The 20,284-nt window shown below is 41.2% G+C and carries 26 protein-coding genes; 23 read left to right on the plus strand and 3 right to left on the minus strand.

Features of this window, described 5'->3' with window-relative positions:
- Positions 1-82: 82 nt before the first annotated feature.
- The 15 genes from PQ477_RS10495 (at position 83) to PQ477_RS10565 (ending at position 12,170) form a co-directional block, all read left to right on the plus strand.
- Positions 83-1,426, plus strand: a complete 1,344-nt coding sequence (locus tag PQ477_RS10495; protein ID WP_060704147.1) for an LLM class flavin-dependent oxidoreductase — start codon at positions 83-85, stop codon at positions 1,424-1,426.
- A 14-nt stretch (positions 1,427-1,440) separates the two neighbouring features.
- Complete coding sequence (locus PQ477_RS10500; RefSeq protein ID WP_144557818.1) at positions 1,441-2,457, plus strand: ABC transporter substrate-binding protein; 1,017 nt, start codon at positions 1,441-1,443, stop codon at positions 2,455-2,457.
- A 10-nt stretch (positions 2,458-2,467) separates the two neighbouring features.
- Positions 2,468-3,250 (plus strand): ABC transporter ATP-binding protein, encoded by a 783-nt coding sequence (locus tag PQ477_RS10505; protein ID WP_187204393.1) that lies wholly within the window; start codon positions 2,468-2,470, stop codon positions 3,248-3,250.
- Positions 3,238-4,050 (plus strand): ABC transporter permease, encoded by an 813-nt coding sequence (locus PQ477_RS10510; protein WP_274271687.1) that lies wholly within the window; start codon positions 3,238-3,240, stop codon positions 4,048-4,050. The genes PQ477_RS10505 and PQ477_RS10510 overlap by 13 nt, the downstream gene beginning before the upstream one ends.
- Positions 4,051-4,487: 437 nt before the next feature.
- On the plus strand, positions 4,488-5,552 hold the full coding sequence (locus PQ477_RS10515) for an N-acetylmuramoyl-L-alanine amidase family protein (protein WP_274271688.1): 1,065 nt from the start codon (positions 4,488-4,490) through the stop codon (positions 5,550-5,552).
- 100 nt (positions 5,553-5,652) lie between these two features.
- Complete coding sequence (locus PQ477_RS10520; protein ID WP_274271689.1) at positions 5,653-5,808, plus strand: hypothetical protein; 156 nt, start codon at positions 5,653-5,655, stop codon at positions 5,806-5,808.
- Between the two features lie 18 nt (positions 5,809-5,826).
- Entirely contained in the window at positions 5,827-6,375 is a 549-nt protein-coding gene (locus PQ477_RS10525) for a GNAT family N-acetyltransferase (RefSeq protein WP_035392813.1), read from the plus strand.
- A 432-nt stretch (positions 6,376-6,807) separates the two neighbouring features.
- Positions 6,808-7,416 carry a GNAT family N-acetyltransferase gene (locus tag PQ477_RS10530; RefSeq protein WP_060704142.1) on the plus strand — a complete coding sequence of 203 codons (609 nt, stop codon included), beginning with the start codon at positions 6,808-6,810 and terminating at the stop codon, positions 7,414-7,416.
- 29 nt (positions 7,417-7,445) lie between these two features.
- Positions 7,446-7,796 (plus strand): DUF2200 domain-containing protein, encoded by a 351-nt coding sequence (locus PQ477_RS10535; protein ID WP_035392812.1) that lies wholly within the window; start codon positions 7,446-7,448, stop codon positions 7,794-7,796.
- Between the two features lie 155 nt (positions 7,797-7,951).
- Positions 7,952-8,728, plus strand: a complete 777-nt coding sequence (locus PQ477_RS10540; RefSeq protein ID WP_274271693.1) for an SDR family NAD(P)-dependent oxidoreductase — start codon at positions 7,952-7,954, stop codon at positions 8,726-8,728.
- A 148-nt stretch (positions 8,729-8,876) separates the two neighbouring features.
- A complete protein-coding gene (locus tag PQ477_RS10545; RefSeq protein ID WP_035392809.1) occupies positions 8,877-9,329 on the plus strand; it encodes a hypothetical protein in 453 nt (150 codons plus the stop codon).
- A 144-nt stretch (positions 9,330-9,473) separates the two neighbouring features.
- A complete protein-coding gene (locus tag PQ477_RS10550; protein WP_274271695.1) occupies positions 9,474-10,802 on the plus strand; it encodes an acetamidase/formamidase family protein in 1,329 nt (442 codons plus the stop codon).
- A gap of 104 nt (positions 10,803-10,906) precedes the next feature.
- A complete protein-coding gene (locus PQ477_RS10555; protein WP_186370710.1) occupies positions 10,907-11,065 on the plus strand; it encodes a hypothetical protein in 159 nt (52 codons plus the stop codon).
- Positions 11,066-11,117: 52 nt separating this feature from the next.
- Positions 11,118-11,783: a hypothetical protein gene (locus tag PQ477_RS10560; RefSeq protein ID WP_035392808.1), complete on the plus strand. Its 666-nt coding sequence runs from the start codon at positions 11,118-11,120 to the stop codon at positions 11,781-11,783.
- Between the two features lie 90 nt (positions 11,784-11,873).
- On the plus strand, positions 11,874-12,170 hold the full coding sequence (locus tag PQ477_RS10565) for a hypothetical protein (protein WP_274271699.1): 297 nt from the start codon (positions 11,874-11,876) through the stop codon (positions 12,168-12,170).
- A 25-nt stretch (positions 12,171-12,195) separates the two neighbouring features.
- Here PQ477_RS10565 and chbG read toward each other — a convergent pair whose 3' ends face one another.
- Both chbG and PQ477_RS10575 read right to left on the minus strand, forming a co-directional pair.
- Positions 12,196-12,903 (minus strand): chitin disaccharide deacetylase, encoded by a 708-nt coding sequence (chbG, locus tag PQ477_RS10570; RefSeq protein WP_274271700.1) that lies wholly within the window; start codon positions 12,901-12,903, stop codon positions 12,196-12,198.
- 16 nt (positions 12,904-12,919) lie between these two features.
- Complete coding sequence (locus PQ477_RS10575; protein WP_274271702.1) at positions 12,920-13,630, minus strand: GntR family transcriptional regulator; 711 nt, start codon at positions 13,628-13,630, stop codon at positions 12,920-12,922.
- A gap of 216 nt (positions 13,631-13,846) precedes the next feature.
- Here PQ477_RS10575 and PQ477_RS10580 point away from each other — a divergent pair, with 216 nt between their 5' ends.
- The 6 genes from PQ477_RS10580 (at position 13,847) to PQ477_RS10605 (ending at position 17,944) form a co-directional block, all read left to right on the plus strand.
- Positions 13,847-15,163, plus strand: coding sequence for a 6-phospho-beta-glucosidase (locus tag PQ477_RS10580; protein ID WP_035392802.1), 1,317 nt, complete (start codon positions 13,847-13,849; stop codon positions 15,161-15,163).
- Positions 15,164-15,178: 15 nt separating this feature from the next.
- Complete coding sequence (locus tag PQ477_RS10585; RefSeq protein WP_144557836.1) at positions 15,179-16,459, plus strand: PTS sugar transporter subunit IIC; 1,281 nt, start codon at positions 15,179-15,181, stop codon at positions 16,457-16,459.
- A 14-nt stretch (positions 16,460-16,473) separates the two neighbouring features.
- Positions 16,474-16,794: a PTS sugar transporter subunit IIA gene (locus PQ477_RS10590; RefSeq protein WP_060704137.1), complete on the plus strand. Its 321-nt coding sequence runs from the start codon at positions 16,474-16,476 to the stop codon at positions 16,792-16,794.
- Between the two features lie 3 nt (positions 16,795-16,797).
- Positions 16,798-17,106: a PTS sugar transporter subunit IIB gene (locus PQ477_RS10595; protein ID WP_035392800.1), complete on the plus strand. Its 309-nt coding sequence runs from the start codon at positions 16,798-16,800 to the stop codon at positions 17,104-17,106.
- A 136-nt stretch (positions 17,107-17,242) separates the two neighbouring features.
- Positions 17,243-17,647 carry a GNAT family N-acetyltransferase gene (locus PQ477_RS10600; protein ID WP_035392798.1) on the plus strand — a complete coding sequence of 135 codons (405 nt, stop codon included), beginning with the start codon at positions 17,243-17,245 and terminating at the stop codon, positions 17,645-17,647.
- A 129-nt stretch (positions 17,648-17,776) separates the two neighbouring features.
- Positions 17,777-17,944: a hypothetical protein gene (locus PQ477_RS10605; RefSeq protein ID WP_158331919.1), complete on the plus strand. Its 168-nt coding sequence runs from the start codon at positions 17,777-17,779 to the stop codon at positions 17,942-17,944.
- Between the two features lie 156 nt (positions 17,945-18,100).
- On the opposite strand, the gene PQ477_RS10610 is transcribed toward PQ477_RS10605, so the two are convergent.
- On the minus strand, positions 18,101-18,280 hold the full coding sequence (locus PQ477_RS10610; protein WP_035392797.1) for a hypothetical protein: 180 nt from the start codon (positions 18,278-18,280) through the stop codon (positions 18,101-18,103).
- 488 nt (positions 18,281-18,768) lie between these two features.
- Here PQ477_RS10610 and PQ477_RS10615 point away from each other — a divergent pair, with 488 nt between their 5' ends.
- On the plus strand, positions 18,769-19,623 hold the full coding sequence (locus PQ477_RS10615; RefSeq protein ID WP_035392795.1) for an ABC transporter ATP-binding protein: 855 nt from the start codon (positions 18,769-18,771) through the stop codon (positions 19,621-19,623).
- The gene (locus tag PQ477_RS10620; protein ID WP_274271705.1) at positions 19,620-20,276 is read left to right on the plus strand and encodes an ABC-2 transporter permease; all 657 of its coding nucleotides are present in this window, start codon (positions 19,620-19,622) and stop codon (positions 20,274-20,276) included. The genes PQ477_RS10615 and PQ477_RS10620 overlap by 4 nt, the downstream gene beginning before the upstream one ends.
- The last annotated feature ends 8 nt before the right edge of the window (positions 20,277-20,284 follow it).

Consider the following 20,284-nt stretch of genomic DNA (forward strand, 5'->3'; position numbering starts at 1 on the left):
AGAGTCGACCAGAACACTGGAGATGTGCTTAAAGCAGGTTTCATAGTGTTTTTTTTAATTTAAATGAAGGAGTGGGTACGTAATGGCAAATCGACATATGCATTTAGGGGCTTTTCTTATGACACCTGGTCACCATGTTGCAGCATGGAGGCACGAGGATAGTGCAAACGATGCAAAGGAGTGGCTCTCAGCAGACTATTATGTCCGTTTAGCTCAACTAGCAGAAAAAGGACTATTTGATATGGTGTTCTTTGCGGATCATTATGCGGACCGGACGAAACGAGAAGAAGATGTCTCACATAGTGTGACGGCCCGATTAGATCCTATTCTTCTCTTATCTGCAATGACCCATGGAACGTCGCGTATTGGATTGTGCGCTACTGCATCGACGAGTTTCTATGAGCCTTATTATCTAGCTCGTGCATTTGGAACCATTGATCATTTAAGTCATGGTCGAGCGGCCTGGAATGTGGTAACGAGCGGTAATGCTTACGAAGCGCTAAATTTTAGTCGCGACGCTCATTATGACCATGCACTTCGATACGAACGTGCAACGGAAAGCTTGAAGGTGGCGAAAAAGCTTTGGGCAAGTTGGGAGGAAGACGCCATTGTTTTAGATAAGAAAGCAGGACGTTTTACAGATTCGTCAAAAGTGCGAACGATCGATCATGAAGGTCATTTCTTCTCCGTTCCTGGTCCATTGAATATACCCCGTCCCGTTCAAGGTCACCCAGTTATTGTGCAAGCTGGATCGTCTGAACCTGGGAAAGAATTAGCCGCTTCATCGGCTGAAGTTATTTTCACCGCTTGGAAAACAAGAAAAGATGCAGAAGTATTTTATCGTGATGTGAAGCAACGATTGGTCAAGTACGGCCGGGATGCGAATGACTTAAAAGTAATGCCGGGTGTAATGCCGATCATTGGAAAGACAGAGGAGGAAGCGAAAGAGAAAGCGGCACATTTCCGCTCATTAATACCAGAAGAAGCGGGGCTTCGCTTATTATCAGGGTTGTTAAACTTTGATTTAACAGGCTATCCACTTGATGGACCACTCCCCGATCTTCCTCCGGTTGAAACGAATAATGGGGCGAAAACACGATTCGAACTTGTGACGAAACTGGCCAAAGTAGAGAATTTGACCATTCGTCAACTGTATCAACATATTGCAGGTGCAAGAGGCCATCGTGAAATCTATGGCACGCCTGAGCAAATTGCAGATCAGCTGCAGGATTGGTTTGAAAATGGTGCTGCAGATGGCTTTAATATCATGGCACCACTATTACCAGATGGACTAGAAGAATTTATTACGGAAGTCATCCCCATTTTGCAAGAAAGAGGCTTGTTCCGTACGAACTATGAAGGAAGAACGTTGCGTGATCATTTGGGATTAAAAAAACCTAATGCTGCAGAGGTGTTACAGCGTTAAGGGGGTTGGTTAAGTTGAATTGGAAACAATCGATGATGATGTTGGGGGCCTGCGTCTTAGCTTCTTGTTCAAACCATACGAGTGCCCAAGTGGAAGAAGGAATTCCTGTTCTTCGTTACCAAGGAACAGCAAATACTGTCATGCCGTGGGAACTCGCTGATGACCTAGGTTATATGAATGGAATCAAGTTGGAATGGATTGGTGATGGAACGAGTGGACCGGAGAGTATTCAAGCAACGATGACAGGGGATGTAGAGTTTGGTGGAGCGTTTAACGGTGCCATCCTTCAGCTACAATATGCAGGGGCTGGTGTGACATCGGTCATTCATTATTACGGGTCCGATGAAGAAACGTATGCAGGATACTATGTCTTGGAAGATAGCCCGATTAAAGAAGCGGACGATTTAATCGGTGGAAATGTTGGTGTTAATACGTTAGGTGCCCATCATGAATTTTCAACAGTAGAGTATGCGCGACAGAATGGATTAACGAAAAGTCAGGTCGATGACATCGGTCGAATCATTATCCCTCCTGCGTCAGGTGAACAGGCGCTGCGTTCTGGGCAGTTGGAAGTAACGACGTTGAGCGGTATTATTCGAGATAAAGCATTGGAAACAGGAGGTTTGCGCCCGCTCTTCAAAGATATCGATTTATTTGGTCCATTTAATGCTGGGAGTATCGTCTTTAGAGATGATTACATAGAAGAACAGCCCGAGGCGGTCGAGGTATTTGTCAGTGGAATGGCAAGAGCCATTGAATGGATGAAAGAGAATGAAGCAGAAGTTGTGCGGGAACGAATGCGAACTATCGTTGAAACAAGAGGTCGAAATGAACAAACGGATTTAATTGACTACTGGAAAAGCAGTGGAATCGAATCTCCTGGAGGTGCGATTCGTCAGATTGATTTTGAGCGATGGGAAGATTGGTTAGTCGAAGAGGGGCGAATGTCAAAAGGTGAAACACAAATGGATGAGGTGTATACCAATCGGTTTAATCCATACCTGAACGAATTAGAGGAAGGAAGTGAATGAGGTGGGACACATCGCAATTAAAGTAGATAACTTGACTCATCAATTTAAAGGAAACCGAAACGAGACCGTGACCGCCATTTCAAACTTAAGCCTGTCTGTTGAGAAAGGAGAATTCTTTGTTATAGTCGGCCCGAGCGGGTGTGGCAAATCGACCTTGCTTGATTTGCTTGCTGGGTTACAGCTACCTACTCAAGGGCGCATCGTTGTAAATGGAAAGCAGGTGTCTAAACCGAGTTTAACTCGGGGGTTTGTGTTTCAACAATATGCCCTATTGCCATGGAGAACAACAATTGAAAATGTAGCCATTGGCTTAGAAGAATTAGGGTTAAAGCGAAAAGAACGTCTTGCCAAGGCGGCTTCGTATATTGAACTTGTCGGGTTAAAAGGGTTTGAAGAGACGTATCCCCATCAGTTATCGGGAGGAATGAAGCAACGGGTTGCCATTGCACGAAGCTTAGCCTATGACCCCGAGGTTCTTCTCATGGATGAACCATTTGGAGCACTTGATGCCCAAACACGAGAAAGTCTCCAATTAGAGTTACTGGAGATTTGGAGGAAAACGAATAAAACGATTGTATTTATTACACACAGCATTGACGAAGCAATTGTCCTCGGTCAACGTGTCGCGGTAATGAGTCAAAGACCTGGAAGAATCTCACATATTGTGGATACACCATTATTTGAAACGAAAAAAAAGGAAGACCCCCGTTCATTACCAGCATTTGCTATGCATAGACAAAACGTATGGAACTTGCTACATGGAGAGGAGGAGGTGTATGCATGGAACGAATAACCCATGTGCCTGAAGCAAATCGGCAGTGGTCAGCGCGGTTTAACCGTTATGCTTTCCAGAGTCTATCATTTCTTAAGTCCATAACAGCCATTGCACTTTTCTTTTTGTTATGGGAAATCGCCCCTCGAATGGGTATGGTTGATGCTGTTTTTATGCCACCTTTCTCTACTGTTCTGGCAAGTGGCTTCGAGTTAGCTTTAAATGGGCAGTTGTTTTCACACATTAGTGCTAGCTTTACGCGGTCGATCATTGGATTTTTAGTAGGAATGATCATTGCGATTCCTCTTGGACTAGTAATTGGGTGGTTTACGACGTTTAGTAAATGGTTAACGCCCCTTTTAGAATTGTTTCGTAATACAGCAGCGCTAGCGGTGTTACCTGTTTTCATCTTGTTGCTTGGAATAGGGGAACTCTCTAAAGTCACTGTTGTCATCTACGCATGTTTCTTTCCTATTCTCATTAGTACCATTAGTGCCGTTCGACATGTTGACCCTTTATATATAAAAGCAGGGAAATCGTTAGCGTTAACGCCTTACCGCTTGTTCATGAAGATAATCTTGCCAGCATCTGTACCAACGATTTTTGTCGGTCTTCGCCTGGCAGCAGCGTCATCTATTTTAGTTTTAGTTGCTGCGGAAATGATTGGAGCCAAAGCAGGGTTGGGTTATTTGATTATTAGCAGTCAACATACATTTCAGATTCCACATATGTATGTGGGCATCCTGACCATCTCTATTATCGGTTTAGGGGTAAACGCGCTTCTTGTTTTTATTGAGAAAAAACTGTTGCATTGGAAATGACATCTAAGTAGTGAAAAAAGCGCTTCAGACAGTGGTTCCTTGGGTTTTCACTCGTCTGGTGCGCTATTTTGTGCTGTTTGTACTTTCACTCTCTATTACCTTTTCCTACGAGATTCGTTTATACAGCTGTCTAACTACTCGGTGGGATGTGCAGAATCAGTCTGGTTTTTTGTCTATAAATAACGTTTCCTAGAATAGGAACAGTTGTCGCTATGTTCTTTTGCTTTAAAAGAATTGGAAGTGCTACAAGTAAAAAGGGAAACATGGCAATACATTGGAACAAAACTAGCAAAAATCTCCTTCAACCAAAAAGCCTATATCATATAAGTTGCTCATTTGGTATGATTTACAGAATCATTGATAGTTTCATAGAAACCTATGTTTAGCTAACCTAATATTCGGGAATGAACGATAGGTAGTTTAAAAGGAGGGGGAGAATGCGTTTTTTAAAAACAGTGACAGCCCTATCGATTATTGTCTTACTCCTGTTTATGACGTATGAACAAGTGAGCGCGTCCACAAACGTTGGTGTCGTTCAAAGTGATGCGCCATTAAACGTAAGGGATCTTCCTTCTGAAGAAGGTTCCATCATTGGGAAGCTCGAACCTGGAAATAAAATTGAATATTTTAACACGTCAACAGACTGGGTTAAAATCACGTATGCTGGACAAGTTGGCTATGTAAGTAAAGCATTTATTAGTGGCGCAACAAGTACAGAGGCAACGTCAACAACAGGGCATGTGGAGACGAAGACAGGTGTGATCGCCTCAACGGGTGGACTAAATGTTCGGTCTGGACCACAACAATCGGAAAGCGTTCTTGGGCAGTTGGCAAATGGTACACAAATTGATTACATTGACTTAGGGAATGACTGGGCGCAAATAACCTATAACGGGGCAATTGGATTTATACATACTCATTACATACAATCTATGGTTACGTCACCTACAGTTACTCCTATTGTTAATAAGCCAACAGCTAAACAAGGGTTTAAAGTCGTACTTGACGCTGGACATGGCGGTTATGATTCGGGTGCCGTTGCAAATGGCCTCTTAGAAAAGCATGTAGTAAAAGCGTATAAGGATGAGCTAAAGCGAACGTTAGCAGCAGATGGCATTGAAGTTATTGAAACGCGAACAGGTGATGAGTTTGTTTCCCTTTCGAGTCGAGTGAACCAAGCAAATCAAGCGCAAGCAGATTTGTTTCTTAGCATTCATGCTAATAGTTTTGCCGATCCGAATGTTCGTGGTTTTGAGACTCATTACTACCAATCTAGTAAAGAGGCAAGCGTTATTAATAAGGAGATTCGCCGATTAAACTCTGGTTATACAAGAGGAATCTATCAGTCTAATTTCCAAGTTCTTCGCGATTCAAATGTTCCAGCTGTTTTAATTGAAGTTGGTTACTTAACAAATGCTGATGATGCCTACCGTATGCAAACCAATCAGCATCAACAAGAAGTAAGTGAAGCCGTTCGACGTGCGGTGCAACAATTAAAATAAGCTAGTAATAAGAAGCCTTTCTCAAAGAAGGTTTCTTATTTTTTTTGCAGGATTTACTCTCGTTTTGTCGAAAGAAAAGAGGCATAATGAGGTGATAAGAATGGAAGTGTTTCAATCTATAGGGTTGGCGGTACTGCCAGTACTCATCATAGGTACGTTTGCGGTTTCCACCATTGCGATAACTGCTGTGAAGGAACAGAAGAAACAACTAGAACAGTTAGAAAGGCGACTTGCACAACTAGAACGACAATCATAGAGAAGAGGATGTGCCATCATGTTTGCACGTAAACTAACAGGACAACTGACACTGAAACTAATTGATTTTCAAGATGCTGATGCGATTTTCACATTAACGAATGAAAATCGGACGTACTTAAAAGAATGGCTCCCCTGGCTCGATCATATTAAAGAAGTAGGTGATACCGCTACGTTTATTCGACGCTGTTTGCAGAGTCACGCAGATAACAATGGGCTTCATACGGTTATTATCTATGACGGTCATGTAGTCGGAATGGCGAGTTTTAATACGTTGAACTGGGCAAATAAAACAGCCTCCATTGGTTACTGGGTGAGTGAAAAGGTTCAAGGTAGAGGCATTGTCACAGCCGTGGCCCATGACTTAACAAACTATGCTTTCCGACAACTAAACATGAACAAAGTCGAAATTCGTGCCGCTTCCGGAAATCGAAAGAGTCAAAGAGTTCCGATGAAGCTTGGCTTTACAAATGAAGGGACGATCAGACAAGCAGAATGGTTGTACGATCATTATGTAGATCATGTTGTATTTGGAATGTTGGCGTCTGAATGGGGAAAGACCGAGTGAATGAGCTCGGTCTTTATTAAGGTTACTAGTGGGCATGTTGTACATGTCTTTTGTAAGAATGAGCCTGGAAAGTAAGGAACGAAACGATGTCGTTTCAAACCCCTGGAAGAATTAGAGACAATTGTGTTAATGGAGAAGGAAGGGACGACTCTTCACGAGTAAGATGTCATTTCCATTCGTGAGGTTTGTTACATCTCGTTTCTTGTAAGACAGAAGACATTGGTTCCTAATGATGGCGATACTCTTTTTGTGTTAGGTGCAAACAAGGTTAAAGCAGGGAGTAAAGCTTCTATTAGCATTGTATTGTTACCGAAGCCACAGACGCTGTAAGTTGTAACATCCTGCTATTTTTGCTAAATGACAGTATGTCTTTGAAAACGAATGGGTATATTGAAACGATAACGTTCATTTTTCTAGTGAAGGGTGATCATCATGTCCAAATCGGTTCGAATGGAGAAAGCATCGCCTTGTTCGAGGGTGGGCGCTAAGCTAAACATAATGGCTATTGAAAGCATGGCTCAAACAATTGTTGGTTCAGACGATCCTGCTATTATAGAAGAAACGATGAAAGGATTGTGGGAAGGGAAAAACAATCGCTTCAGCCACGAATTTGCTTATGAAGCAAAAGTAGGTAACAAAACACTTGGAATGATTACGTGCTACCCAACAAGCGTCATGAATCAATTAGTTCTTCCGACAGCCAAACAAATTTTGCACATAAGACGATTTGCTATGGTCAACTATGCAGTCAAGAATGTGCGTACCCTCTATGCCATGATGACGATGGAGGAAGGGAAGAAGGATGAGTTTCATATAGGTGCGATGGCCATACTACCTGAAAGCAGAGGGCTAGGTATTGGTGGAATGCTGCTTCATTATGCTGAAGCGCGTGCGAAAGATTGCTCTTTTAAGAAACTATCGCTAACGGTTCGAGAAAACAATCCCCGTGCGAAGCAGTTATACGAGCGGGTTGGCTATCAAGTTGTAGGAAAGATTGATCAAGGATCTTTTAAACTTTTTCGGATGGTTAAAGCGGTGTAGCAGTAGAAAATCAAGAAAGGAGCGAACGTATGGCTAAGCATAAAATTTACACGATGCCGTTTGCAAGCGTTTATCCACATTATGTGAATAAGGTTGAAAGAAAAGGCCGGACAAAAGCCGAGCTCGATGAGGTCATTCAATGGTTAACTGGCTATCGTCCAGAAGCGCTAGAAGCGCATTTGGAAAAGCAAACAGATATGGAATCGTTTTTTTCAGGTGCCCCAATCATGAACCCATCACGGTCTCTTATTAAAGGTGTTATATGTGGTGTTCGGGTGGAAGATATTGAAGAACCACTTATGAGAGAAATTCGTTACTTGGATAAATTAGTAGATGAGCTGGCAAGAGGTAAGGCAATGGAGAAGGTATTACGAGGCTAGTGAACGGTCGCAACCCACTTTTCTAGTTATCCAAGTCGCTTCGTTTAGTTTCGCTTGGGATACTTAATCACTTTGAGGTGCGTACTTGTTTAGAAGAATGCTTAGGTTTATAGTCAATTTGAAACAAAAAATCTTAACGATGAAGGTGAGAATCCATGAGATTTCAGGATAAAGTTGTATTAATAACAGGTGCTTCTGGAGGGATTGGGATAAAGGCAGCAGAGCTTTTTCAAGCGGAAGGAGCTAAACTCGCTTTAGTCGATTTAAATAAAGAAGCTTTAGAGAAAGCATCTGTTGAAGCAAACCTAGACAAAGACAAAACATTGCTAGTAGCTGGAGATGTTTCTAAAGAGAATGATGTCCAAGCATTTGTAGAGAATACTGTTGATCACTATGGACAAATTGATATTTTTATTAATAATGCAGGAATTAATGGTGAATTTGGTTTGTTAACCGAACAAACCCTTGATAATTTTCAAAATGTCTTAAATGTAAATACAACAGGTGTGTTTCTTGGGCTGAAGTACGTGATGCAAGTGATGAAAAAACAACAAAATGGTGTTATCGTGAATACAGCTTCCAACGGTGGGCTGCTTGGCGCACCTGGAATGGGTCCTTATGTGGCGTCAAAACATGCTGTGATTGCATTAACGAAAACGGCTGCTTTGGAAGGTGCTGCGGAAAATATTCGCGTTGTAGCTGTTGCACCTTCTGGAGTAGATACAGCCATGATTCGTTCAATTGAACAAAATACAAACCCAGATAACGTCGATGAAGCACGTAAACAATTCGAAGCGAGTGTTCCGCTTAATCGCTATGCAACAGTAGAAGAGATTGCTAAACTAATGTTGTTTTTATCCTCTGAAGAGGCATCCTTTATCACGGGTAGCTATTATCGGATTGATGGTGGACAAGGGGCAACGTCTGTTTAAATAGCGTTGATGAATCGAAAAAGACGTAAATGTGAAAGAACCTTGTATTCTTTTCGTTAGGTTTTGAATTTCGTCTATTTCCTGCTATGCTAGATCTACAAAAAACTAATGGATAGGGTCTATGGATAAAAAAGGAGGCGATGTAAAAGTGGCTAGGAAGGTTCTCTATGTCTTCATTGCACTTTTACTTGTCAGTGTAGCAGGTATTGTTTTAGTGAATTACATTCCTGAGGAGACGACGATAGAAGAAGAGATTACTCGTTATGAAAGTGAAAACGGTGAAATCACATCTATTCAAATCATACAAGAGTCAAGTGAACGTTCACATTCAACCAGAAGAGAAGTGACGATAGATGACCGTGATAAAATCATGGAACTCTTTGATGGAGCGACCGAACTCGTTCCGAATGACCGTGCACCAACGGTAACGTATCATCTAGAAGTTGAAACAACAGAGCAATCCATTTATACAGCACCGACCATTCTTGTGAGCGATGCCACCTTTGCCTGGGGAGAGAATCGCTTTCATGTTAATGGAGAAAATACGTTATTTGAAGCGATTGAAACAGGTGATTTTGATTGGACGACTGACGAAGAATAGCTCGATAGAGAGGCCTTTTGCGAAGGTCTCTTTTTTTTATTTAACGATTCATTTTAGTGGTAGATTATCTGCCCACTTCTCTTAAGAAAGTGGAAAACTTTGTTAAGCTAAAGTAAACAAAGGTAGATGGAGGGAGTGTGGCAAATGAAGAAACAGGTAGGACTAGCAGTTGGGATAGGTGTAGGTAGTACCCTTGCAACTCAAGGAGTCTATGCAGAAGAATTTCCTTTACATACAATGGATGCTCAGGAGGCAGAAGGTCAACATTATGTACCCTCAACAGTGGACAATGTTCGCTGGGGAGAACTACCAAACCGGACAAGTGCACCGGTATTAAAGATGGAATCAGGCGAAACCATTACATTTGATACAGTTTCAGCTGAAGGGCTACTTGATGATCAAGGCAGAGATCCTGTTTCTTACTTTGGTCAGTATGGTGTGAAGCCAAAAGATATTCTTTCCGAAGCGATTGCCATTGCGGAATCCGATATTGTCAATCTATTCGGCGAACATGGCCCTCATATTGTGACAGGGCCAGTTGAAATTAAAGGGGCAGAACCAGGCGATGTATTAAAAGTAGAAACGTTGTCACTCACGCCGCGGGTTCCATACGGCGTTATTTCAAACCGACACGGTCGTGGTGCATTACCTGGAGAATTTCCTGAAAATGAAGGACCAGCTGAAGAAGCAAGTGTTGAAAATCCAGAATGGTTTCATAACGTATCCGTTTTCACCCCTATTACAATGCGAAACGGGCAATGGTATGGTGAAATTCCAGGAGAAGATGTGTTTTTTCCACTTCAACCTTTCATGGGAATGATGGGCGTTGCAACCGACACGACCGAAAGAGTAGACAGTGTCCCTCCTACCCGAACAGGTGGGAATATTGATATCAATGACTTAGGTGTAGGGTCAACCCTTTACTTACCGATTGAAGTGGAAGGCGGCCTGTTTTACACTGGTGATCCTCATTTTTCACAAGGAGATGGGGAAGTCGCGTTGAGTGCTCTTGAAGGGTCGCTTCGGGTAACCTTTCGTTTGTCGTTATTAAAAAAAGGTGATCCAGGTATACCCGGAAACGCTCATACGTTTACCCAACCAATTGGTGAAACAGAAGACTATTGGTTGCCAATTGGTCTTGATGAAGATTTAAATGAAGCGATGAAAGATGCCACACGTCAATCGATCGACTTCTTGGAGCATCATTACGGTATGGACCGTGCTAAAGCACTTGCTTACTTAAGCGCAGCAACAGATTTTGAAGTTTCACAAGTAGTGGATCGAACGAAAGGAATTAATGGAAAAATTCGAAAAGCGGATTTTGAAAAAAGGCTGCCCAATGAAGTAGCAGCAACAACAGAAGGTGGACAGTTACCACAGACATCGACTAACTATGTTGCGTGGATAATTGGGGGCTTAAGTGTTGTAGGAGCAGCTTTTGCACTAGGTAGAAGAAAGAAACGATCTGTATAAGAAAAAGAGGCTCAGCATGGCTGTGTCTCTTTTTCTTTTCATGTAAATGAAACATTTTGTTCCAGTAACCGTAGAACATACAAAGGAAACAAGGAGGCGACGGCATGAAACAGGAATGGTTTACTTATGCGATTACGATAGCAGCGCTGACATTTGTTGGCTTCACTTCTTTTAATAACACGGCAGCTGCCCTCATATTCGGCATTGGAAGTGGAAGTATTTTTGGCTGGGTCATTGCCTCTATTCCGAAAATAAAACAATGATACTTTACTGTTATCACATTCGTTTATCAAGTTAAAAAAAGGAGCGCCTTTTATGTTTCGTTCATATCGTCAATGGAAACGCCGAAAGAAAGTAAATAAAGTAAAGGAAGGTGACGGGCACGCGCTAAAACCATTCCGTTTTTGGCAGCCATTCACGCGCTCTTTATTTTACTTGGAACTTACTGGTGATGAAGGTGAAACCCATGTGTATGCAGTGAACGTTCATTTTTTTAGCGAAGATAACACGGCAGAGTTATACCTTGATGGTAAGCATATGGCCACCTCAAGTCTTCCGGCGGCTTTCCCTGTACCTGGTGGTGTCATTGAAGTTGGAGCAACAGATTATGGCTTAAGTCGAATGCATTATGTGAGGGAAAGTGATCAACGAGAATACGTGTTACAGCCGGATAAGCGCTCGGGTGAAGGGTTGCGTCTAAGATTGGATCAACGGTTTCCTATAACAAGCAAAAGTTTAGGTCTGTCTGCGGTTATGGTATTGCTCGTCTCACTTATTCTCGGGTTACCACAATTACTAGAGCTCGTTACAAGCATACCGTGGATTCACGAACATATCGGCACTTTCCAGTCTCCAATTACGCTACCTGATTGGGTGAATACAACCCTAATTGTTGCTTCTGTCCTAGCTGGGATTGAGCGCGCGCTGCTGTTAAGAAATCATTGGCTCATTGATATGGAAACAGGCTATTGGGATAGCTAATAGAATCGTAAGAATGCGCGGTTTAGGTTATGATGTAGTTGGTATTATTTCGAATGGAGCGTATGCTTCTTAATGAATGTGGGGAGTAAGATGGAAGCTATTTTTATTATTCAGTTAGTCGTAGTACTATTCGTAAGCTCCATTGTACAATTTGTCTTGAAGAAGAAAGTAAAGCGATTTACGACTTCTTTTATTCATGCATCGATTATGTTAACGGTTTTACCAATCATATGGGCAAGAGGTTTTGAATTGCAGGCTGTCCAAGTCACTTTTTTAAATCATCAATTTCTCTACTTTATATCAGCATTTATGCTCGGCATTTGGGGCTTATTCTTGTATTTAATGGTAAGAGAAAATAAGAAAGAAACGGAAAACGCACTCTCTTAAGATGATGAGAGTGCGTTTTTGTGAATTATTTGAGCGTCCATCCATCTGGTAATGTATACGTCATTAAAACATCTGTTTCCTTTAACCGCTCACGAACATAAGAAGAAGTGGATGTTAACGTCGTGTCTGCATAAGCTGGGTGACACATAATCTCTACAGATTGTACGCCTTTATGATCGTCAAGGATGGTGTCTAACTCCTTATGATTGACTCCTTGTTTGTAAAACCTTTCATCAAATGCCTCTGTATACAGCTGCGTCTGTCGAGGCATCTCCTCAAAATTTTGCCGCCAGGGAAGTTGATACACTGCCGCTAGTTCTTCTATTACTGGACGTAGATGAGCCCAATTATGGATGTGATGATGGCTATCTAAATGACTAGGTGTTAACCCGAAGTCTAAGAATGTTTCAATTTGCTTCGTCCATTCTCGTAGCACGTCAGCTGGATTGATCAGACGTTCGTTTCGTTGTTCCAGAAGAGGTCTAAATTGACCAAACTGATTTGTAAGGCTTGGAACGTTATCAGCCAAAGGTGTACCGATTGTTAAGGCAAGGTGAACACCTACACGTAAGCTAGGGTGCTGGTGCGCAAGGGCAACGGCATGACGCGTGCCAGGCATATTTACAAGCATGGTCGTAGAAGAAACGACTCCATGTAAGTGGCAATCTAAAATACCGTAGTTGACTCCCCGTGATAACCCGAAATCATCTGCATTAAAAACAACAGTAGGCATGTTCGCTAAACCTCCATTAACTGTAGTGTCGTTCAATTTGAAAACTTGCTCGTTCCCCATGGAAATAGGTTTGCGAGTGCTCCGCAATCGTCCCATCTTCTAAGTAAGCGAGCGTTTCCAAGTAAAAGCACGGTGTCTGTTCTTCAGACGCAAGATGTGTGGCAATAGAAGGATCCATCGTCGTTAGTTGAAGGTGTTCCTCTGTTCGTGCAATACGGACGCTGTAGTGATCTCTCAGTGTAGAATACAAAGAAACGGAGCATTGTTCCTCTGTAATACCTGGAGCAATGGTCCAAGGAACATAAGCGATCTCATACTGTAAAGGTTTTTCATCGACGTAACGAACGCGAATGACTTTTTGAATGGCAGCATTGGCATCCGTGTGTAATAAATGGGACAACTCTTCATCAGCCGGGATAACTTGTAATGACAATACCTTAATGAAAGGTTTTTTTCCTTGTGAAGTGACTTGTTCCGTAAAAGAGGTAACCGTTTGGGATAAATTTGTGCGTATTTTCGGCTCCGCGACAAAAGTACCTTGTCCTTGTCTTCGAACCACATAGCCTTCCTGGCTGAGCTGTTGAAGAGCAGTACGGACAGTGGTGCGACTCACACCATATGTGTCACAAAACTCAGCTTCAGTCGGAAGTTGTGATTGAGGTGCGTATTCGTTTGCTTCTATCTTTTCAATAATGTTTTCTTTGATTTGCTGGTGCATCGCAGACATTGGCATGACCCCTCCAGATTCTATACCTTTATTGTATCATAAATGATGGGAAGTTTTCATACAAAGGTAATGACAAAATAGAGAATTACTTTTAAAGTTGTTATTACAAATAGTGCTGTACATTTCTTATTTGTTATGATAAATTGTAGTTGTATTAAGAAAGCGATTTCAATAAACAGTTATACCTACAAATAGAGTAGTAACAGGAGGGGCTATATGATGTTGAAGCTTGTCATCATAGGTGGAGGATCTAGCTATACGCCAGAAATTATAGAGGGCATGATTGACCGTCACGATCAATTCCCTGTGACGGAAATAGCGCTAGTGGATATTGAAAAAGGAAAACAAAAGCTAGACGTCATTTCACGTTTAGCAAAGCGAATGGTCAAAAAATCAGGAAAAGACATTACGATTACAGCTAGCCTTGATCGTCGAAAGGCATTAAAACATGCTGACTTCGTGACAAGTCAAATTCGAGTGGGGGGATTGAAAGCCAGAGAAAAAGACGAACGAATTCCACTTTCTTACGGTGCTTTAGGGCAGGAAACAAATGGTGCAGGAGGAATCTTTAAAGCTTTGCGAACGATACCGATTTTGTTAGAGGTTTCAAAGGATATGGCTGAGCTTTGTCCAAATGCATGGCTGATCAACTTCACGAATCCTGCTGGAATGGTAACAGAAGCTTTGTTGAAATATGGTTCTCATAAACGCGTCATCGGTGTGTGTAACATTCCATTTAATATGCGAACAGGTGTGGCAGAAATTCTAGGCTGCCAGACGGAAGACGTTGAAATTGAATTTATTGGCTTAAATCATTTTGTATTTGGTCGTCGCGTGCTTGTAAAAGGAGTGGACTATACATCGATTGTAATTGAGCGATTAAAAGATCCGTCAAATCAATATTCACCAGCAAATATCGTATCAGAAGGATGGTCGTCTACATTTTTATCTTCTTTTATGATGCTGCCGAATCCTTACCATAGCTATTACTTTAAAGGGGCAGAGATGCTAGAGAAAAGTTTGAAAGAGTATTGGGAGAATGGAACACGGGCTGAAGTCGTCCAGCAAGTAGAAGAAGAGCTCTTTAAAAAATATGACGATAAAGAGTTAACAGAAAAGCCTACCGAACTTGAGAAAAGAGGAGGGGCTTTCTATAGCGATGCTGCTTGTAACGTTATGACAAGTATCTATACAAATAAAGGCGATATTCAAACCGTTAACGTTCAAAATAATGGAACCATATCAGACTTACCGAACGATGCTGTCATTGAAACCAACGCTGTCATGGGGGCAGAGGGACCACGACCAATTTCGATAGGAGCGCTTCCACTCTCGATTCGAGGCATCATTCAATTGATGAAGAATATGGAGGAATTGGTCATTGAAGCAGCTGTAAAAGGCGATCGTGAGCGCCTGTATCAAGCGTTAGTCATCAATCCTCTTGTTCGAGAAGAAACGCTTGCAAACGATTTAATGGAAGAGTTATTGGAAGCACATAAAGAAGATTTGCCACAATTTTATCAGCAAGTATAAAAAGGGGGAATTTTTATGATGCAATGGTTAGAAAGAAATGTTGTGCCGGTAGCGGGGAAAATTGGCGCACAAAGGCATTTAGTTGCCATTCGAGATGGGTTCGTGAGCGTCATTCCTCTAATTATTATTGGCTCGTTTGCCATCCTACTTAACAATTTTCCACTACCGACAATCGAACGATACCAAGCGTTTATGATGGGGATTTTCGGTGAGAACTTCACTATGTTTGGTGGGAATATATGGGATGCCTCTTATGCAATTCTGGCTCTCCTTGTTACGATGGCCATTTCCTATCACCTAGCTCGTTCCTATCATGTTGATGGGTTAGCAGCAGCAATCTTATCGGTTTCCACATTCGTTATGCTGTCGCCGTTCACTGAGGATTGGGGACTCTCACTAGCATGGACAGGATCACAAGGTTTATTCGTTGCGTTATTTAATGCAATCATTGTAACTGAATTATTCCGAGTACTCGTAAATTCTAGATTTACAATTAAAATGCCACAGGGAGTACCTGAGGGTGTAACGAAATCTTTTCGCTCACTAATTCCATTTCTTATAATTCTCATAGGACTTAGCTTGCTACAAATATTTATGACGTTAGTTGTTCAGTTAAGCGTGCACGAATTAATCTTTGAATGGATTCAAACACCCTTATTAAAATTATCAAATTCATTACCAGCAGCACTCATCGTTGTGTTCCTTAATCATTTCTTATGGTTCTTCGGTTTACACGGAACGAATATTATGTCACCGATTATGGAAGGTGTATACTTATCAGCAAGTATTACAAATACGGAGCTGGTTCAAGCAGGAGCGAGTATTTTTGGGGATGAACTAGCCATTGTAACGAAAGCATTCTTTGATGCCTACGTGTTTATGGGTGGATCTGGAACCACATTGGCGCTCATTGCCGCAATCTTTATTGTAGCAAAAACGTCTCATTACCGTACGGTCGGGAAGTTAGGTGCACCAGGAGCTGCGTTTAATATCAATGAACCTATTATGTTCGGGATGCCAATTGTGTTGAATCCGTCACTGTTGATTCCATTTGTTTTATCGCCAATTCTGTTGACAATCATTTCTTATTTTGCAATTTCCCTTGGGTTTGTCGCGAAAACGGCAGTTGCGATTCCTTGGACAACACCGCCAATTATAAGCGGATTCCTTGTTTCAGGGCACTGGTCAGGTGTGGTTTTACAGCTCTTTAACTTAACACTTGCCACACTTATCTATATACCATTTATTCGCTTATCTGAACGTGCGCAAGAACGAATTGAAAAAGAAAACGGCTAAGAAGGAGTATCATCATGACAAAAACACTTGAAGAAATTTCGTTCACACTCATTCTGCATGCGGGAAATGCTCGCTCTTTTGCGATGGAAGCCATCCAAGCAGCAAAAGCTGGAGAATTTGAGCAAGCGGCAGGTAAATTAAAAGAAGCAGAGGATGCATTTGTGACGGCTCACCATGGACAAACGGAACTGTTGCAACAAGAAGCGCAAGGGAACGGGGTTACCCCTTCCATTTTATTAATTCATGCACAAGATCACTTAATGACGTCGATGACAGTAAAAGAAATGGCCGTTGAAATGGTTGAACTCTATCAACGCTTACCAAAGGGAGTGTAAAAAATGAATATTCTACTCGTATGTTCAGCTGGAATGTCTACTAGCATGCTCGTAACTAAAATGAGAGAAGCTGCTGAAATGAAAGGCGTAACGTGTGACATCGATGCCGTATCCGCTTCACAATTAAACGACCATTTAGAAAAAGTGGATGTCCTGTTAATCGGTCCACAAGTACGTTACATGCAAGCGCAAATTACGAAACAAGCGGAACCATACAACGTCAAAGTCGATCTGATTAATCAAATGGACTATGGGATGATGAAAGGTGAAAACGTATTGAATCAGGCGATACAGCTCGCTGAAGGAAAATAAGGTAGTACAAAAAGTATAGGCACTTGTCTATACTTTTTTTGTGTATAATGGGGAAATAGAGAAGCAAGCAGGAATGTTTACAAGTATGTTAAGCAGCTTTGAGGGCTAGCAATCGAACAAAGTGGAGGGAAAGAAATTGGACTATACAGTTATTCATGAATCCCCGCATCCAAAAGCCTATAATGAGTTACGATTGGAAGCGGGAATGAGTGGGAAATCGCTAGAGGCAGCTGAAATCGGTCTCCGTAATTCCTTATATGCAGTGACGTTGTACGATGACGAAGTGCTAATCGGTATGGGCAGAATCATTGGAGATGGAGGCGCTTTTTTTCAAATTGTTGATATTGCGGTGAAGCCTACCTATCAAGGAAATGGATTAGGGAGAGTTATTATGGAGCACCTTACCAATTACCTTGACCAGAACACACTACCAGGTTCTTACGTTAGCTTAATTGCAGATGGAGAAGCAGAGCATTTATACAAGAAATTCGCGTTTCAGTATACAGCTCCACGATCAAAAGGAATGTACCGTACGTATTAAAGGGACTAAGCCTTCTTTGTTCTCTAACTCTTAAGGGATAAAAAAAGTTTTCGTGGGTACGTTTTACGCATTTGAAGAGGGGTAACTAGTACATATAGGTATCAATCATGGTTAAGGAGGATATCTATTATGAATCGCTTTGAGCGAGAACTGTTTCGCCGGGAGTTATTCTTTCTGAAAGCAATGAGAAGGAAAGTGACCGGTAATGAAGCTCGCTTTGTTGAGATGTTGGATGACCAAATTAAGCATCTTGAAGCGATCCTTCATGAAGAAACAGAAAATATAATGACAGATTAGTGTAAAAGGATAGGGTTGACCTATCCTACATATCAACACGGGGAATCTTCCTTAACGTGATTGATCGCTAATCGGCTGCTTGCTCTGATTCAGAGAAGGGGCGCATGTGTATGCACATGCGCCTTCTTTTTGTCATTATAGTAGTCACTTGTTCTACTAAAATAGAGTAAAGCTTCCCTCAATAAATTCATAGACGAAAAGAAAGATTATAAAAGCCATAAGGACAATGGACCCAATGATCATTTGCCGCATAAGGTATTTCCATGTCTTCATTAATGGGGCGCCAAGACATGCTAACGCGAGTAACATCGCAAACAATACCGCAACTTCTATCATACTAAATCACCTCTAGATGACAATTCTTTCCTGAAGACGAACGACCTATACTAGTCTATGCGCCACGTGTTGCTTGTTTCATAAAAAAAGACAAACGAGTTGAAAGAGAAGCGTCACATGGGACGTGCTATCTTTCCGTATAGTTAAAGAATAGGTACAATTTCGTGTTTGGAAACCTGTCGCTGTGGTATATGAAAATAGAGTGAGAGGCGTCACGTGGCTTTTGAGCATGATTTTCCGATTTTGACCTTACTAAAAAACCAGAAAAATCATTTTTTTAGTAAAATAAATAAAAAAATTGAAATTTAATGGTTTTGAAACCATTCACTGTGGTATATAAATACATAAATCACGATGTTTTCCGTTTTGAAGTGTGTTCAATGCTCGTTATAATGTTTTTTACTTAATGAACGTTAACGGATTATATGAAATGTATTTTCAATATATAAAAAATTATTTATTTTTTATATATTTTAGGAGGATAAAAAATGACTGTACTTCTTGAGATGGAAAATATCAGTAAATCGTTTAAGCGAAAAAACGTCCTTAAAAATGTTACGTTGAATGTTCCGGCTGGTTCCATTGTTGGATTTGTAGGCGATAACGGAGCAGGAAAATCGACTACATTTAAAACCATTTTAGGATTAATAAAGAAAGATGAAGGAACAGTTCGATTATTTGGAGAGGAAATATATGGCCAGCAATCAACTTTAAGAGAACAAGTGGGCGTTGTCTTCGATGCCATTAATCTACCTGCTGAACTTACGATTAAGCAGTTAAATAAAGTGTTTGTGAAAATGTACAGCAGTTGGGATCAAGAGGCATTTGACAGGCTATTACAAACGTTCCATTTGCCGGTAGATAAAAAGGTAAAAGAATTTTCACGAGGGATGTCGATGAAGCTATCCGTTGCTGTAGCCCTTTCCCATAACGCTAAATTGCTTTTACTTGATGAGGCGACGGGAGGACTTGACCCATCCTCAAGAAAAGAATTATTAGATGAACTCAGTCGTTTTGTTGAGGTAAATAAAGGGGGAATCCTTTTATCCTCTCATATCATGAGTGACATTGAGAAGATTGCTGATCACCTTGTCTTTATCAAAGATGGAGAAATCATCTTAACGGAAAAGAGAGAAGTCATTCAAAATCAATACGCAATTGTTGAAATCAATGAAGAAGAACTATCGAAATTAGAGCCAGAGCATGTTGTGACATCCTATAAAGATAACAATGCACTTGTCGTTTTGGTTTCTGATAAAAGAGAGCTACCAGAAAACATAGCTGTTAATGAGCTGACATTAGAAGATTTAAGCGTTTTCTTAGCGAGAGGTGAAAAGAAATGAATGCTTTACTACTGACGAGTTATTACTTAGTTTATCGAAGTTTATTTATGTATATCGGCATATCCATTTTTGTGGCCGCATTGGTTTTAGGATTTGGTCAAGAATCCATGCACCCTTTTATTGTGTTGCTTACGCTATTATTAGTCTCCATCCCTGCAATGGAAGTAATTAAGCATGAGTCAAAGTCTGGCTACGATAAATTTGTGTTAACCATGCCAATCAATCGAGCTCATATCGTGTTTGGGCATTATCTTTTTTACTTAGCCGTACTGGCAATTGGAATTGTCATAACAACAGTAACCTTTTTAGTGTATTTTTTCGCAGTTGAAGAGTCTTACGTTCAACTACTCGTGCAAATAGCACCTTCTATTATGCTTGTGTTGTTAATCGGTGCACTTATTTTTCCTCTGCTTTATTTATTAGGGCCGGAGAAATCAGATGGTGTCTTAATTGTGGCGGCAGGGGCAGCTATCTTGGTTAGCTTTTTGATGGAACGAGTGGTTTCCAATCTTGTATTTGAACGATTTGCTTTGAATGAGGCAGAGACGTCATCAATGATTGTTTATTCACTGACTTTTGTGCTAATCGGTTTCACCATTTATATCCTTTCTTTCCTTATTGCTTTAAGTGTTTACAAGCGAAAAGAATTTTAATCGATCAC

The organism is Shouchella hunanensis (assembly GCF_028735875.1).
GTDB classification, from domain to species: domain Bacteria; phylum Bacillota; class Bacilli; order Bacillales; family Bacillaceae_D; genus Shouchella; species Shouchella hunanensis.

Bases quoted from the DNA above. Each gene is read 5' to 3' on its own strand.
- PQ477_RS10495 (WP_060704147.1), top strand. From the start codon at position 83: ATGGCAAATCGACATATGCATTTAGGGGCTTTTCTTATGACACCTGGT.
- PQ477_RS10510 (WP_274271687.1), top strand. From the start codon at position 3,238: ATGGAACGAATAACCCATGTGCCTGAAGCAAATCGGCAGTGGTCAGCG.
- PQ477_RS10515 (WP_274271688.1), top strand. From the start codon at position 4,488: ATGCGTTTTTTAAAAACAGTGACAGCCCTATCGATTATTGTCTTACTC.
- PQ477_RS10520 (WP_274271689.1), top strand. From the start codon at position 5,653: ATGGAAGTGTTTCAATCTATAGGGTTGGCGGTACTGCCAGTACTCATC.
- PQ477_RS10525 (WP_035392813.1), top strand. From the start codon at position 5,827: ATGTTTGCACGTAAACTAACAGGACAACTGACACTGAAACTAATTGAT.
- PQ477_RS10530 (WP_060704142.1), top strand. From the start codon at position 6,808: ATGTCCAAATCGGTTCGAATGGAGAAAGCATCGCCTTGTTCGAGGGTG.
- PQ477_RS10535 (WP_035392812.1), top strand. From the start codon at position 7,446: ATGGCTAAGCATAAAATTTACACGATGCCGTTTGCAAGCGTTTATCCA.
- PQ477_RS10540 (WP_274271693.1), top strand. From the start codon at position 7,952: ATGAGATTTCAGGATAAAGTTGTATTAATAACAGGTGCTTCTGGAGGG.
- PQ477_RS10550 (WP_274271695.1), top strand. From the start codon at position 9,474: ATGAAGAAACAGGTAGGACTAGCAGTTGGGATAGGTGTAGGTAGTACC.
- PQ477_RS10555 (WP_186370710.1), top strand. From the start codon at position 10,907: ATGAAACAGGAATGGTTTACTTATGCGATTACGATAGCAGCGCTGACA.
- PQ477_RS10560 (WP_035392808.1), top strand. From the start codon at position 11,118: ATGTTTCGTTCATATCGTCAATGGAAACGCCGAAAGAAAGTAAATAAA.
- PQ477_RS10565 (WP_274271699.1), top strand. From the start codon at position 11,874: ATGGAAGCTATTTTTATTATTCAGTTAGTCGTAGTACTATTCGTAAGC.
- chbG (WP_274271700.1), bottom strand. From the start codon at position 12,903: ATGCCTACTGTTGTTTTTAATGCAGATGATTTCGGGTTATCACGGGGA.
- PQ477_RS10575 (WP_274271702.1), bottom strand. From the start codon at position 13,630: ATGTCTGCGATGCACCAGCAAATCAAAGAAAACATTATTGAAAAGATA.
- PQ477_RS10580 (WP_035392802.1), top strand. From the start codon at position 13,847: ATGATGTTGAAGCTTGTCATCATAGGTGGAGGATCTAGCTATACGCCA.
- PQ477_RS10585 (WP_144557836.1), top strand. From the start codon at position 15,179: ATGATGCAATGGTTAGAAAGAAATGTTGTGCCGGTAGCGGGGAAAATT.
- PQ477_RS10590 (WP_060704137.1), top strand. From the start codon at position 16,474: ATGACAAAAACACTTGAAGAAATTTCGTTCACACTCATTCTGCATGCG.
- PQ477_RS10595 (WP_035392800.1), top strand. From the start codon at position 16,798: ATGAATATTCTACTCGTATGTTCAGCTGGAATGTCTACTAGCATGCTC.
- PQ477_RS10605 (WP_158331919.1), top strand. From the start codon at position 17,777: ATGAATCGCTTTGAGCGAGAACTGTTTCGCCGGGAGTTATTCTTTCTG.
- PQ477_RS10610 (WP_035392797.1), bottom strand. From the start codon at position 18,280: ATGATAGAAGTTGCGGTATTGTTTGCGATGTTACTCGCGTTAGCATGT.
- PQ477_RS10615 (WP_035392795.1), top strand. From the start codon at position 18,769: ATGACTGTACTTCTTGAGATGGAAAATATCAGTAAATCGTTTAAGCGA.
- PQ477_RS10620 (WP_274271705.1), top strand. From the start codon at position 19,620: ATGAATGCTTTACTACTGACGAGTTATTACTTAGTTTATCGAAGTTTA.